The sequence below is a fragment of the Paenibacillus cymbidii genome, from assembly GCF_004764705.1.
GTDB lineage: Bacteria > Bacillota > Bacilli > Paenibacillales > NBRC-103111 > Paenibacillus_AN > Paenibacillus_AN cymbidii.
Genome location: NZ_SHLX01000015.1, coordinates 154,693 through 168,549, shown reverse-complemented (window position 1 = coordinate 168,549; position 13,857 = coordinate 154,693). Strand labels below are relative to the sequence as shown.

General features: G+C 58.3%; 12 protein-coding genes. 6 read left to right on the top strand and 6 right to left on the bottom strand.

Annotated elements, in window-relative coordinates; all coding sequences use genetic code 11:
• Positions 1-17: 17 nt before the first annotated feature.
• The 5 genes from EXY20_RS20970 to EXY20_RS20950 all read right to left on the bottom strand — a co-directional run bounded on the left by EXY20_RS20970 (position 18) and on the right by EXY20_RS20950 (position 4,497).
• Positions 18-206 (bottom strand): hypothetical protein, encoded by a 189-nt coding sequence (locus EXY20_RS20970; protein WP_135554057.1) that lies wholly within the window; start codon positions 204-206, stop codon positions 18-20.
• Complete coding sequence (locus EXY20_RS20965) at positions 206-1,147, bottom strand: sulfatase-like hydrolase/transferase (RefSeq protein ID WP_135554056.1); 942 nt, start codon at positions 1,145-1,147, stop codon at positions 206-208. The genes EXY20_RS20970 and EXY20_RS20965 overlap by 1 nt, the downstream gene beginning before the upstream one ends.
• Positions 1,148-1,175: 28 nt before the next feature.
• Positions 1,176-2,039, bottom strand: a complete 864-nt coding sequence (locus EXY20_RS20960; protein ID WP_135554055.1) for a carbohydrate ABC transporter permease — start codon at positions 2,037-2,039, stop codon at positions 1,176-1,178.
• Between the two features lie 12 nt (positions 2,040-2,051).
• Positions 2,052-2,954 (bottom strand): carbohydrate ABC transporter permease, encoded by a 903-nt coding sequence (locus tag EXY20_RS20955; protein ID WP_135554054.1) that lies wholly within the window; start codon positions 2,952-2,954, stop codon positions 2,052-2,054.
• A 70-nt stretch (positions 2,955-3,024) separates the two neighbouring features.
• Positions 3,025-4,497, bottom strand: a complete 1,473-nt coding sequence (locus EXY20_RS20950) for an ABC transporter substrate-binding protein (protein ID WP_135554053.1) — start codon at positions 4,495-4,497, stop codon at positions 3,025-3,027.
• 417 nt (positions 4,498-4,914) lie between these two features.
• On the opposite strand from EXY20_RS20950, the gene EXY20_RS20945 reads away from it, so the two are divergent.
• Complete coding sequence (locus EXY20_RS20945) at positions 4,915-5,814, top strand: aldo/keto reductase (RefSeq protein ID WP_135554052.1); 900 nt, start codon at positions 4,915-4,917, stop codon at positions 5,812-5,814.
• Between the two features lie 22 nt (positions 5,815-5,836).
• On the opposite strand, the gene EXY20_RS20940 is transcribed toward EXY20_RS20945, so the two are convergent.
• The gene (locus EXY20_RS20940) at positions 5,837-6,517 is read right to left on the bottom strand and encodes a FadR/GntR family transcriptional regulator (protein ID WP_135554051.1); all 681 of its coding nucleotides are present in this window, start codon (positions 6,515-6,517) and stop codon (positions 5,837-5,839) included.
• Positions 6,518-6,752: 235 nt separating this feature from the next.
• Between EXY20_RS20940 and EXY20_RS20935 the strand changes: the two genes are divergently transcribed.
• From EXY20_RS20935 to EXY20_RS20915, 5 genes are all read left to right on the top strand, one after another.
• Complete coding sequence (locus EXY20_RS20935) at positions 6,753-7,796, top strand: Gfo/Idh/MocA family protein (RefSeq protein ID WP_135554050.1); 1,044 nt, start codon at positions 6,753-6,755, stop codon at positions 7,794-7,796.
• Between the two features lie 38 nt (positions 7,797-7,834).
• Positions 7,835-10,195 carry a helix-turn-helix domain-containing protein gene (locus EXY20_RS20930; RefSeq protein ID WP_167859396.1) on the top strand — a complete coding sequence of 787 codons (2,361 nt, stop codon included), beginning with the start codon at positions 7,835-7,837 and terminating at the stop codon, positions 10,193-10,195.
• Between the two features lie 168 nt (positions 10,196-10,363).
• Positions 10,364-11,923 carry a type 2 periplasmic-binding domain-containing protein gene (locus EXY20_RS20925; RefSeq protein ID WP_135554048.1) on the top strand — a complete coding sequence of 520 codons (1,560 nt, stop codon included), beginning with the start codon at positions 10,364-10,366 and terminating at the stop codon, positions 11,921-11,923.
• Between the two features lie 24 nt (positions 11,924-11,947).
• Positions 11,948-12,883 carry an ABC transporter permease gene (locus tag EXY20_RS20920; RefSeq protein ID WP_135554047.1) on the top strand — a complete coding sequence of 312 codons (936 nt, stop codon included), beginning with the start codon at positions 11,948-11,950 and terminating at the stop codon, positions 12,881-12,883.
• A gap of 15 nt (positions 12,884-12,898) precedes the next feature.
• The gene (locus tag EXY20_RS20915) at positions 12,899-13,789 is read left to right on the top strand and encodes a carbohydrate ABC transporter permease (protein ID WP_135554046.1); all 891 of its coding nucleotides are present in this window, start codon (positions 12,899-12,901) and stop codon (positions 13,787-13,789) included.
• The last annotated feature ends 68 nt before the right edge of the window (positions 13,790-13,857 follow it).

Sequence of the window (13,857 nt, the reverse complement as noted above, 5' to 3'; positions counted from 1 at the left end):
TCGGTTTGTGATCCCATCTACCATGATTCCCAATCGTCAAACGTGCGCTTCTGCCAGTCGGCAATGCGCCCGCGCAGGCGTTCCGCGATAGCTTGATGCTCGCTGCGGCCGTACAGGTTGTTATCCTCGAACGGGTCGGCCAACAAGTTGAACAGCTCGTGTTCGCCCGTGTCCGCCAGCACAAGCTTCCATCTGCCTTCGGACACTACCGCCCGCATGTTGACGCCGACCGATTCGCGAACCTCCGCGCGTGTTGCGTCGATATCGCCGACTTTGCCGTGCTCGCGATCGAATACCCATTCGATGAAGACGTCATCCGTCCGGAGAGGGGCGTGCGCCAGCAGCTCCGGCGCCCGGCATCGTCATGCGCCAGCTCGTCGGGAATGATCCCTTCCAGTCGGCGATCGAATCGTCCGAACGCCTGAATGCGCCTGCGAAGCACCATGTTCTCGCCAACCTCGGCGAGGAAGCGGGGCGGAAGCTCGATCTCCTGCGGATCGTACAAGTCGTCGTACGCACTGTTGTAGGGCGGGTGCGGCTCCAGGAAATTCGCATACAGCACGAACGGCCCGTCGCGATGCTCGCGAATGAACCGGCACGCCTGGTCGGCGATAAATGCCGGCTTGCTCAAGTGCTCGGGCAACGCGCATGCGAATTCCCGCGAATAGACGGGGAACCCGTTGCTGGCCGCATCTGTCTCCAAGCCTTGCTCCTGCAGATAACGGTGATAGTCGGAATACACCGTGCGTCCCGAGGAGGCAAGCGTTTCGGCCAAATAATAATCTTCCACGCTGATCCACTCGTCGAAGCCGCGCTGCTTGATCGTTTCGTTGCCCAAATGCCACTTGCCGATATATCCGCTGCGGTAGTCGGCTTCGCGCAGGTGCTCGGGCAGAATGAGTTTGTCTGCGCCGAGAATGTCGTTGTTTGCCGTACAGCCATGATGATGCGGGTACAGCCCGGTCATAATCGTCCCGCGGGAAGGCGTGCATACCGGCTGGGTCACGTAGGTATTGCGGAACACGGCGCTCTGTTCGCCGAGCCGGTTCAGGTGCGGCGTCCTGATCTTGTCGTTGCCGTACGCCTGCAGCGTATCGGCGCGCTGCTGGTCCGTGAAGAGGAACAGCAAATTCGGGTTGGTCTTCATGGGATGAACGTCTCCTCCGGACAAACTATTAGGCTTGCTTCGCCTGCAGCGACAGCCGGTAAGCTTCCTCGAGCTCAAGCCGTTTGGCGTACGCCACTTTGCGATTGAACTTCGTATGCACGTTGCGGGTTTCCATCATATGCAGCGCCAGCGCCTGATGAAGCCGGTCGACGACGTCCCGGGACGATTCGCGATACGCCAGGTTGATCATCTCGTGCGGATCGCTGTCGAGATCGTACAATTCTTTTTCGCCGGAAGAATAGAAGATGTACTTGTATCGTTCCTCCCGGACCATAGCGCGGTTATCGAGTTCGCTGAACACGTAAGGACGGCGCTCCTCTTCCGAACGATCCAGCAAGCCGCCTTTCATGAAGCCGAGCAAGATCAGGAAGGCAAAGGCATGATTGGAGATGTTGAGTATAATGACTGCCGCGAGCGACGTATTCAGATGCAAACCTACCATGATGTCGAACTGCGGACGAAGCGTAATCGCGCCGAGCGCCACGAACATGGTGCCGGTTTGCACGGCGACGAACAGCCGTTTCCCTGCGAAAGCGACACGGCCCACCGCATAAGCGGCCATCGACGCGACCGCTACCGTGCCGATCGAAGAGAGGACGCTCACGTAAATGCTGTTCCAGGTAAAGATGGCGAAATGCGCCTCGTTCCAGGCGCGCGCATAGGTCGAGAAGTCCCAGCGCTTAGGCAGGAACGTGGCGCCGACCGTAAGCTCCGTGTTCGTCTTGAGCGAACCGAGCAGCGCGAGCACGATCGGGATCAGCGTAAACAACAGCACCGCAAGCACGAACGCTCCGACGAAAATGCGGCCCATGCTCGCAGCGAAGCGGTATCTCCTTCCCGGCCCCTGCCGGTTCGTACGAATGGCTGTCATGGCGAGTCTCCTTTATTCGTGCATGCGGTTCAGCCTGCGGGAGAGGAAGTAGTACACTGCCGTCACGATGCCGATCAGGATGGCGATGACGAAGCCTACCGAACTGCCGTAGCGGATTTCCTGTGTCGTCGGCCCGCCGGCCGAAGAGATCGGGAACAACATTTTGAACAAATACAAATAAAGCACGTTCGTGGTGCCCGCCGGCCCTCCTCCCGTCAATACCATGATGCCCTCGTATCCTTTCAGGGACGAAATGATGGCGAGCATCATGATGATCTGCAGCACCGGTCCGAGCATCGGAATCGTGATGAAGCGGAATTTCTGCCACGCGCCCGCCCCGTCGAGCGACGCGCTTTCGTATACGTCCCGGGGGATGCCCTGGAGTCCGGCAAGGAAGAGCAGCATGTTGTTTCCGATCGCTCCCCAGACCGCAACGAGAATGACGGTCAGCATCGCGTGTTCGGAGCCGAGCCATGCGACGGGTCCGGAGACTACGCCGAATTTGAGCAAATATTGGTTGAGCAGCCCGTTGTACGAGTTGAAGATGATATAGAAAACGACGGACATGATCGAAACGCTGATGACGGTCGGCATAAAAAACAAGATGCGCAGCAAGCTTCTGCCTCGCAGCTTGCCGTTAAGAATAACCGCCAGCACCAAAGCAATCGGCATCGTCAGGATCAGCTTGCCGGAAGCGAATTGCAGCGTATTCCACAGCGCATCCCGGAATTGATCGTCCCGGAACAGCCTGTGGAAGTTGTACAGCCCGGTAAATTTCGGTGTGCCGTAGCCGCGGTATTCGTAGAACATGAAGCGGAATACCCACAGCACGGGGTAAACGGAGAAGACAAGCGTCAAACACGCACTGGGCGCAAGAAAAAGATAGGCCTTCCAGCGATCCCGCCAATGTGCCATCGGTCAGGCTCCTTTCCGTTTCCGGCGACCATAAAGGGGCCGATTGGCCCCTTTATGGTCGCCGGAAACGTTATTTCTGCTGAAGCTGCGACGGGTTGAAGGAAGGATTGGGCGTTACCTTCTGGCCGGAACGGCTCAGCGCGGCGTTGTAGCTGTCATTCAGGCCCTGGATGATTTTATCCAGATTGCCTCCGGCGATAATATAGTCGACGAACGCTTGATCGGAGTTTTTTCCTTCCGGCACGATATTTTCCGGCGGCTGCGGCCAAATCGCGTCGTATTTGCCCGGCAGGAAATATTCGGTGCCCGGAATATCCGGCAGCTTCGCTTTCGCCACAATGGCAGGAACCATGGACAACCAACCGGCAACCTCCTGCGACTCCGTCAACACTTGATCGCCGTACATGTAGGAGAGGAATTTCCAGGCTTTATCTTTGTTCTTCGATTGTTTGCTTATGCCGTACCAGGTTCCGCCGGTCATATACGCGGCGCCGCCCCGCACCCCTTTGCCTGTCGGCACGGTTGCGGCCGCCCACTTGATTTTGGCCGGAAATTGCGTCTTGAACACGCCAGGCTCGTTGGAGGAGGAGAGCAGGAAGCCGATCTTTCCTTCCGCAAACTGGGCTTTCAGCGGATCGATGTCCGTCGATTCCGAACCCGGGAACGTGCTGCCGTCGACCCACATTTGCCGGAACGCCTGAATGATCTCGGCGTAGCCGCTGAAGTCGTATTTGCCGGTTTTGAAATCGAACCCGGATTTCTCATAGCCGGTCAAAGACGCGATTACCGCAGCGGACCGGCTCAGCGCACTGGCAGGAGACTTGTAAGGCAAAGCGAAGCCGTATACGCCTTCCGCCTTGCCGGCCTGGGTAATCTTCTTGGCTGCATCGACCAGTTCGTCGAGCGTTTCCGGCGGTTTGGCATATCCTGCCTTGTTCAACAGATCGACATTGTAGAGCAGGCGGTAAGTCGAACCCTGGTTCGGAAGCGAATAAATTTTCCCCTGCAGCGTGTTGACGCCTTCCTTAAGCAGGCTTTCGTTCTGCTTCTTCAGTTCCGGCGTCAAATAACTGTCGAGCGGCTCCAGATAGTTTTTGGCCACGAGCGTGCCCAGCGTGCCGACACCCGAGACGTTAATAATGTCCGGCGCTGTTCCGCCCGCATAAGCCGCATCGACCGCTTGCGCGTAATTGTCCGCGAAGATGGTAATTTCCACTTCGATGTTGTCTTTATTCGTTTCGTTGTAACGCTTGACGGTGTCCTTGAGGAAGTCGGCGCGTCCCCGTTCCGCCGTCCAGTAGGCGAGTTTGGTTTTCTCCTGCGCAGCTGCATTGGCGGCGGACGGCGATGGGCTTGCGCTAGCGCCTGCGCTTGCCGACGGCGAGCTGCCCGAATCTTTGGCGGCGTTCGAGCCGCATGCGCCCAGGGCGATGCCGCCGAATGTCTCCAGCAGTTGATTCGCGAACAATCCGAGGACGACGACGGAGACGTTGCGCAGCAAAAACTTGGCGTTTTCGTTTGGGGACAAGACAAATTTGCTCATGGGGCACCTTCTTAAAGAGGTAGCGATAAATCCAAATTGGGGCAAAATGTTAATGTGCAAAATCCTATGCAATTACTCGGAATGAATAGTAACATAGCTTCCATTGTTGCTGCAATCAAATTTTCAATTCAAGTTTAGCGGCAGCAAGCGAGCGGTTGTTGTCTGGTTAACGCGGAGCAGGAAGGAGATGGCGAAAATAGGCCATCTTTTATGGCCTATTTCGCTCCGACCGACGATGAGGCGGGGAAAACGCTCCTGTGACACAGATGGCATGGATATATCGTTCGGAAAATCCGGAAAACAAGGCTATACTGATATTGCCTTATCTGACCAGTATGTTTTATATTTTGATTTTGAAGGGCTTCCTGGAGCGGCGGCAGCGGGAGGAATAATCCACAGAACGGGAGTTGAGGCACGATGCAGTACAGCGAACTGGGCAGAACGGGGCTGCGGGTATCCCGCTTGGGACTCGGAGGAGCCAATATGGGAGAACAGCAGGCGGTGTCGGATCGGCAAGCCGAGACGTTGGTGCATGCCGCGCTGGATCGGGGCATTACCTTTATCGACACGGCTGCTTCATACGGGGAAAGCGAAAGACGAATCGGCCTCGCTCTGAAAGGACGGCGGAATCAGGCGATTGTGGCGAGCAAGGTAGGCAAGGGCCATGGGAGCGACTCGTACTCCTATGAGCGGACGATCCAATCGGTGGAGCGCAGCCTGCAGCTGCTGCGTATGGATCATATCGATCTGATGCAGATCCATTCGCTGGAAAATGCTGGGGACGAGCGGGTTCGCAGCGAGACGCTCCCCGCGCTGAAGAAGCTGCAGGAGCAAGGGAAGATTCGTTTTATCGGCGTGAGCGGGAGGAAAGCCCGTTCCATCGAGCCTTATGTTCAGGACGGGACGATCGACGCGATTCAACCGTTCGGGACGTATACGTTGATCGATCAGAGCGCCGACGAATGGCTGTTTCCCCACACGCGGCACAATCGAATCGGCGTTGTGCTGGCCAGTCCGCTGTGGATGGGGATTTTGGCCGACCAGCCGGCTCCCTTTCTTGACCGGAACGGGGAACTGGTAACCGAGTCGCAAGCCAGAATGGAAAAAATATCGTTTTTGCGCAAATCGGCCGGTCCGGGAGGGCTGGTTGAAGCCGCCATGCGCTTCTGCATCAGTTGTCCGGATATATCGGTTACCTTGACGGGAACGACGGATGTACAAGAGCTCCTGCATAATGCCGACTATTGCGACGGCAAGGGGCTCGATCCCGAGGAGCAGCAGCGGGTGCTCGAGCTGTTTCGGCACCAGCCGTTATGATCGATACTCGCGATCAGCCGCGTCAGACTGTTCCGCGCTGCTCCGGAATGGCGGCGCGCAGCGTTTCCAGGTGCAGGGCCATCATTTGTTTGGCCACTTTGACGTTTTTGCGCCGGATGGCGGCGACAATCTCCGCGTGCTCCTCGCAAGCGTCCTTCCAGACCGGCTCGGCGATCCGTCCCCGGGCGGCAGGGGCGTGGAAGAAGTCGGTCAATATATCGCTAAGCTGCGCATAAACGCCATTGCCGGTCGCCGCGAACAAGGCGCGGTGAAAGCCGAGGTCGCCCTCATCGGGGTCGACCTCTTCCGCTTGGAGCCGCCGATTCCATTGCTCCATCGCCTCAATCAGCCGCGCGTCGTTATGCCGGATCGCCATTTCGACGGCGCCCTGCTCCAACACGATGCGCGTGTCGAGCAGCTCGCGCATTTTGCGCGCGTCGTGCTTCCACTGGTAAAAGACGTGGCTGGCGACGCTCTTCAGCGACGGTTCGCCGACGAACAAGCCGTCGCCCGACTTGATGCGGACGACGTCGACCATGTGCAGCGCCTTCAGCGACTCGCGCACCACCGTCCGGCTGACGGCGAACTTCTCGACCAACTCCTTTTCGTTCGGGAGCCGGTCGCCGGGAGCGAGCCGATTGGCGACAATATAAGCTTTAATCCGTTCGGTGACAATATCGGACAACAACACATTCGACAACACGATCACATCTTCCGCTAAAAGTAGCAATAACAAGTATATTATACTTGAACCTCATCCGCCGCGACAACCCTCCCTTTTCATCGGCCGAAACCCCTCCCGATTTGCCGGCAATTTCGTTAAAACAAAGCATTGACTAACGTCAATCCGTCGGATACGATCATACTCGTAAAGATAGTGAAGGTTATGAAAGTATAATATACCTTAAACATATCAAGTTCCGCGGGAGGAATGGCAAATGGGCGAAATCAGCAAGGTGCTGCAAATCGGTTCGGGGTCGATGGGAACGAGAAGGCTGCGGGATTTGAGCGCTCGCCGGGACGCACGCGGGGACGTGCAGCTGGCGCTGCTCGAGGCGAGAGACGACAGACGCGAAGCGGCCGCGAACCGGTTCGGCATCCCCGGCTTCGCCACGCCTGAGGAAGCGCTCGCCTGGGGGCCGGACGCGATCGTGATTTCCACGCCGCCGGATGCGCATGCGCCTTATGTGGAGCTGGCGATGCAACAGGGATTGTCCTTTTTCAGCGAGGCCGACATCTGGACGTACGATTACACGGTCGTTGAACGGGCCGTCCGCGAGAAGGGGATTGTGGCGGCGCCTTCCTGCACGTTTTATTTTCTGCCCGTCGTGCAGCGGTTGCACGATGTCGTCCGGGAAGATCTCGGCAAGCTGCATGCGTATGCGATGTGCCTGTCCGTCGACGCGCCCGGCTGGCATCCCGGCGAAGGAGCGGAATATTATGCGCGCCGACGCAGCACCGCGCCCGGCAGGGAAATGGTGCCGTTCGAGCTGATCGGCCTCGGTTACGTGTTCGGCGAGCCGCGCGCGGTATCCGGTACGGTCGGACGCAGGGGCGGGCTGACCATGGACTCGGAAGATACATGGTGCTTGCAGATGGAGCTGGAGAGCGGCGCGACCGGCCAACTGGCAGTGCTGATGGCCAGCCCGCAGACGGTGCGCCAAGGCATCGCCGTCGGCTCGAACGGCATCGTCGAGTTCGATCTCGCGGCGGGATCGATCGTGCGCCGGCTTCCCGGTCGCGGCATCGACGACACCTTGCAATGCGGGACGATAGCGGAGCGGCTGGAAGCGACATATGCAGCGGAAATCAATACGTTCCTCGACGCGGCGCAAGGCAAATGCGACTGGCCGTTCAGCTATCGCCAGAGCGGCATGCTGACGGGAACGCTCGCCGCAGCGGAGCGAAGCGCCGTCAGCGGCCGGACGGAGCCGGTCGATCCGCTCAAGCCGCCGGCGCTGTTGCCGGATCAATACCGTTGACGGGGAAGCGGGGAAGACCGATACAAGGGGGCATGCACATGTACGACAAAATTCGCAATGCCGCGCGCAACAAACATTTTTACCTCAAACTGATCGCGTTGTCGCTGCTCGTTTCTTTGCTGCCGCTGCTGGCCGTAAGCTTCTTTCTCGATTTCAAGATGCGGGAATCGATGAAAGACGAGCTTCATTTGGCAAACGCCAGCTACCTGGATCAAACGGCCAATGCGGTTGAGCTGGTCATCAAACAAATCGGCAAAAACTTCGAGCAGTTTACGCTCGACAGCTCGGTGCGCGACTTTGCGGTTTTTCCCCGCGGCAATTACTACGAGCAGCTGTCCGGCAGCCTCAACAAGGAAGATTTGCCGACGCTGGAGCGTTACCTGGCGATCAAGAAGAAGCTGCTGTGGAACCTGGACGCCTTAAAAAGTTCCAACGACTTCATCCACTCCGTCCAGTACGTCGATTATGCGAAGGACATCGCGCTCGATTCCTACGGCTCGTCGCGTACGGAGGATTTGCCGTATCCCGAAGCGGCCGAAGGCATTTCCGCCGGCATCGCGAAATATCCGTTCTTCCTGGACGCGCGAAGCCTGCAGCGGCAAGCCGGCGACCCGGAGACGAAGCAGATCATTCCCGTCGTCTACAATTCTCCGAACCCGAATACGCTGCTGATTGTCAATCTGGACGCGGAGCTGATCTACGCGAAAATCGTCAAGAAGCTCGAGAAGCAAAGCGACGCCGTCACGTTCGTGCTGGCGGAGAACGGCAACGTGCTGCTGTCGGGCGGCGACAGCGGCAGCGAGCGCCTCATCGCCGCGCGCATCGGCTCCGGTTTGGCGACGGGCGGAACGGCCAGCGCCGCCGACGGCAAGAAGCTGCTCGTCACGTACAAGAAGTCGGCCGCGCTCGGCTGGACGTTCGTGAACGCCGTAGCGCCGGGCGATCTGTACCAGGGCATCGCGCGCATGCGCGGCTTGATCGCAACGACCGTGTTTGTGCTGGTCGCGGCAACGGGGGCTTTCGTCCTGCTCGCGTCGCGCAGTTTGTACAACCCGATCTCGAGTCTTGTCGCTTACGTGCGCCATGCCGATCGGGCCGACAGCAGGCAGCCGCAGCCGGACGGCCGCTTCGGCGAACTGAAGCTGATCCGGACGAGTCTCGAGCGGGCGATTACGGACCGGGAAAGCTTGCAAGGCAGGCTGAAAGAAAGTTTGCCTGCGTACAAGGAGAAGTTTCTGCTGTCGCTGCTGCGGGGCCACACGTACGACAGGAACGAAATCGCCGAACGGATGGCGTTCCTCGGCATCGATTTGCCGATGCGCGATTTGACGCTGATGGTTGTATATGGAGAGCCGCCGCACGGCACGGGGGCGGATATGGAGAGCCGCAACCTCGACAGGCTGCGGCTTGGCGACGTGCTGGAGATGACGGTGGCGGAGACGGGCCGGGGGATTGTGGTCGATATCGGGGAATCGGTGTTCGCCGTTGTCGTCGCATGCGGCCAGGCGGAAGCCAAACGCGCATACGAGCTTGCCGAACGCATTCGCGATTCGGTGCTGTGCGAGCTGCGTTTGCCGTGCACGATCGGGATCGGTTACCCGTGCGCCGACATTCTCGACATGAAGCGGGCGTACGAGGAGGCGGGCGAAGCGATTCGGTACCGCCGGATGAACGGCGAAGGGGAAATCATTTCGCTCGACGATGTGCGGCTGCAAAGCGGCGTCATGGCTGCGTATTCGAAGGACAAGGAGGCCGTCTTTCATCGCGCGATCATGATCGGGCAAACCGATCATGCGCTGCGCCTGTTCGCCGAGCTGACGAGCGACATTCGGCCGCTGCCGTTCCGGCACATGCAGCGTTCGTTCATGCAGCTGCTGGTGGGCCTGATGGAAACGGCGAACGGCCTGAGCGTCGACCTGGAACAAATCGCGGGAAGCAAAACCAGCCTTTACGCCGTTCTGCTGCAAGAGCAAGATCCGGACGAAACGATCGCCTGGTTCGGCGAGCTGATCCGCAAGCTGAGCCGGTATGCCGAAGAGGCGCTGCAGGCCAAATCGAACGCTCACGTGGACGAGGCGCTGCGCCTGATCGAGCAAAGCTCGGGCCAGCCGATTTCGCTGGCGTCCGTCGCGGACCGGCTTCATTTGAACCCGTCCTACTTGAGCCGCATTTTCAAGGAGAAAACGGGCGTCAATTTCCTCGAATACTTGACCGGCTACCGGATCGAAACGAGCAAACGGCTGCTGCTCGAAACGGATATGAAGCTGCAGGACATCTGCGACATGCTCGGTTACAACAAAGTGAATTACTTCATCCGCATCTTCAAGGAAACGACGGGGACGACGCCGGGCGATTACCGCAAGATGCACCTGGAAGTCGCCAGGCATTATCCGCTCTGAGCGTCCCGATTGCAGTTGCACCTTTTCCTTCGCAATGCTACATATTTGACTGTTGCCACCGTTGTCAAAAAGGTGGCATTTCTTTATGCTGCCGGCTTCCCTATGATCGAGGTGTCGGCGGAAACGACAGGCCGACGTGAGGTTCACTAACGAACAGGGAGGAAAAAGATGGGGAAGTCGACATGGAAAGTGGTGCTCGCAGGCGTGCTTGCCGCAGGAACGATCGGTTGCTCCGAGCAATCCGGCGGAACGAATTCAAACAAATCTGCAGACGGAACGAAGGCGGACAGCTCCGCTTCGGCCAAACCGGCGGACAAGAAGGAGCCGCCCAAAGTATACGTCTATACGGGGGCGCCGGCCAATCCGAGCAAGGCGGCCGATCTGGAGTTGGTGCGCAAGGAGATCATCGCCAAGTCGGGCATCGAAATTGTGCCGATCATTGCGCCGGTCAGCCAGTACGAAGAGAAGCTGAACCTGCTGCTGGCGTCGAACGAGTCGCCGGATCTGTTCCCGGGCGCTTCCGACGTGTACCGGATCAAGGGCGCCACGCAGCCGATCACCGGCTTGCTGGACCAATACGGCAGCAACATCCGCAAGCTGTGGCCCAAAGATTGGGCGAATGCGTGGCCGGCCGTTTCGGACGACAAAGGGCAAATTTGGGGCGTGCCGATCATTCCCGCCCTGGCCGAGAAGACGGCGATGATCCGCACCGACTGGCTGAAAAAAGTGAATTTGCCGATGCCGACGACGATGGACGAATTCGAAAACGTGTTGAAAGCGTTTAAAGAGCAGGACCCGGCCGGCAAAGGGCAAACGATTCCGCTGCTGGTCGACCTGATCGGCCTGAACCTCGGGTTGTCCGCCGGTTTCATGGACGTCGGCTACGGCAACTGGCTGGACAAGGACGGCAAAATCAAGCCGGCCGAGCTGCACCCGGGCTACAAGCAATTCGTCGCGAAGATGGCGGAGTGGTACCAGAAAGGGTACATCTACAAGGAAACGTTTACGATCAACTGGGACCGGATGAAGGAACTGATCAAGCAAAACCGGGTGGCGTCGACGGCGCTTCACGTGACGGTCGTAACGAACCCGCAGGCCGCGCTGCAGACGACCGTGCCGGAAGCGAAATACGAAGTGCCCCCGGCGTTGAAAGGGCCGCAAGGCAACGTGCGCACGATGCAGGGGTACAGCACGTACGGCACGCTGCTGAGCAAAACCGCCCGCGACCCGCAAGCGGCCGTCAAGCTGCTCGACTGGATTCACTCCGACATCGAAAACTATTTTCTGCTCATGTACGGCATCAAGGACAAGCATTGGCGCTACATCGACCCTGCGAACCATATCGTCGAGCGGATCAACCAGGATTACGCCGGCGAATTTTTGACCGGCTCGTCTTTTGCGTATACGGTGCAATTCTCCTCGAGCGATCCCGCCGTCAAGCCGGAGATCGAATACTATAACAAGTACGTGGCCAATCCGGTTACGTCCAAGGCGGAGTTTACGTCCGGCGTCTCGTACAAGTTCGACCAGAAGGCGATTGCCGACAAGCTGCCGAACCGCGAGGACATTTCGCGCATGATCAACGAAGAAGTGACCAAGTTCATCATGGGCGCAAGGCCGATGGCGGATTACGACAAGTTCGTGCAGGATCTGTATGCCGCCGGCCTCGACAAGTGGATCGACGTGTACACGGAGCAATACAATAAAGCCAAGTCGTCCGGCCAATAACGGCCGGGCAGCGGATCACGAGCCATGTCGGTCACCTATGCGAAGCACAACCGTCATTTTGTCGGCATGAGGAAGTACAGGCTGCACTACTTGCTGCTGTTGCCCGGAGTCGCCTACTTCCTCATTTTTCATTATGTGCCGCTTTACGGCATCGTCATCGCCTTCAAGGACGTGACGCCGTTCGACGGCATTCGCGGCATATTCGCCAGCGACTGGGTCGGACTCAAGCATTTTCGCAACTTCGTTTCGTCCTACTATTTTTGGGATATTTTGAAAAATACATTGGCGATCAGCTTTTACCGGCTGCTGTTCGGATTTCCGGCGCCGATCGCGCTGGCGCTGCTGTTGAACGAAGTGAGATCGGTCTGGTTCAAACGTTCGGTGCAGACGATCGCCTACTTGCCGCATTTCATCAGCATGGTAATCGTCGCTTCGCTGATGACCACGCTGCTGACGACCGACGGCGGCCTGGTCAACGCGCTGCTGCACAAGCTGGGCGTCGAGCCGATCAACTTTCTCGGCGACAAGCATTATTTTCGTTCGGTGCTCGTTGCATCCGGCATCTGGAAGGATATCGGCTGGAGCTCGATCATTTATTTGGCCGCGATTGCCGGCATCGACCCGCAGCTGTACGAGGCGGCGACCGTCGACGGAGCCGGCAAATGGAAACAAGTGTGGCATATTACGCTGCCCGGCATCCTGTTCATTGTCGTGATCATGCTGATCTTTTCGATCGGCGGGATGTTGAACGCTGGCTTCGAGCAAATCATGCTGCTGTATTCCCCTCCGGTGTACGAGGTGTCCGATATTATCGACACGTATGTGTACCGCAGAGGCCTGATCGAAATGCAGTATTCGTTCGCTGCGGCGGTCGGGGTATTCAAGTCGTTCATCGCGCTGTTCCTGCTGCTCGGCGCGAACTACGTAGCCAAAAAGCTCGAGCAGGACGGGATCTGGTAGAAGGTGGGCCGAACCATGTACAACCGTTCCAAACGCGGCAGAGGAATTGGACTGCAGGCGATCATCTGCGTGGTGCTGACCCTGCTGTCCGTCTCCTTTCTGTTGCCGTTCGTTTCCGTACTGTCGTCGTCGTTCGTCGGGGAAAGCGAACTCATTCGCCGGGGCAGCTTCATCCTCGTGCCGGAACAGCTCAATCTGGCCGCATACCGCGTCCTGCTGAGCAAAGGGTCGACGATTTACCAGGCTTATCTGGTTACCATTCTGCGGGTGACCGTCGGCACGCTGCTCAATCTGATTTTTACCGCGACAATGGCTTACGGGTTGGCCAAAAAGGCGATGCCGGGACGCAATGCCGTCGTTTCGCTGGTGTTCGTCACGATGCTGGTCGAAGGCGGCCTTGTGCCGAGCTACTTGCTGATCAAAGGGCTGCATCTGCTCGACACGTTCTGGGTGATGATCGTTCCCGGCCTGATCAGCGCCTGGAATCTGATTATTATGCGCAATTTTTTTATGCAGCTGCCGCCGGAGCTGGAGGAGTCGGCTACGATGGACGGAGCGTCGCCGCTGACCGTGCTGCTGCGCGTCGTGATCCCGCTCAGCTTGCCGACCTTCGCCACCATCGGCTTGTTTTACGCCGTGGCGCACTGGAACGCCTGGTTTGACGCGACAATTTACATCAACAAGCCGGCATTGCAGCCGCTGCAAGTGTTTCTGCGGCGCGTCGTGCTGACGATGACGGCCGACCAGTTGAACCCGGCGATGCGGGTCACGCTGATCGAACGGCCGACCGATCTCAGTCTGAAGTCGGCGGTGATCGTATTGACGACGGTACCGATTCTGCTCGTGTATCCGTTTCTGCAGAAGCATTTTGTCAAAGGAGTCATGATCGGTTCCATCAAAGGGTGAGGGCGGACGGGGGCGGCGCCGCATGCCGGCAAAGCTCTCCCGGCCAGCCATACGACAAAGGAGCGGGA

Coding starts and splice junctions, on each gene's coding strand:
- EXY20_RS20930 (WP_167859396.1), top strand. CDS start 7,835: ATGTACGACAAAATTCGCAATGCCGCGCGCAACAAACATTTTTACCTC.
- EXY20_RS20965 (WP_135554056.1), bottom strand. CDS start 1,147: ATGAAGACCAACCCGAATTTGCTGTTCCTCTTCACGGACCAGCAGCGC.
- EXY20_RS20935 (WP_135554050.1), top strand. CDS start 6,753: ATGGGCGAAATCAGCAAGGTGCTGCAAATCGGTTCGGGGTCGATGGGA.
- EXY20_RS20950 (WP_135554053.1), bottom strand. CDS start 4,497: ATGAGCAAATTTGTCTTGTCCCCAAACGAAAACGCCAAGTTTTTGCTG.
- EXY20_RS20915 (WP_135554046.1), top strand. CDS start 12,899: ATGTACAACCGTTCCAAACGCGGCAGAGGAATTGGACTGCAGGCGATC.
- EXY20_RS20920 (WP_135554047.1), top strand. CDS start 11,948: ATGTCGGTCACCTATGCGAAGCACAACCGTCATTTTGTCGGCATGAGG.
- EXY20_RS20960 (WP_135554055.1), bottom strand. CDS start 2,039: ATGACAGCCATTCGTACGAACCGGCAGGGGCCGGGAAGGAGATACCGC.
- EXY20_RS20925 (WP_135554048.1), top strand. CDS start 10,364: ATGGGGAAGTCGACATGGAAAGTGGTGCTCGCAGGCGTGCTTGCCGCA.
- EXY20_RS20955 (WP_135554054.1), bottom strand. CDS start 2,954: ATGGCACATTGGCGGGATCGCTGGAAGGCCTATCTTTTTCTTGCGCCC.
- EXY20_RS20945 (WP_135554052.1), top strand. CDS start 4,915: ATGCAGTACAGCGAACTGGGCAGAACGGGGCTGCGGGTATCCCGCTTG.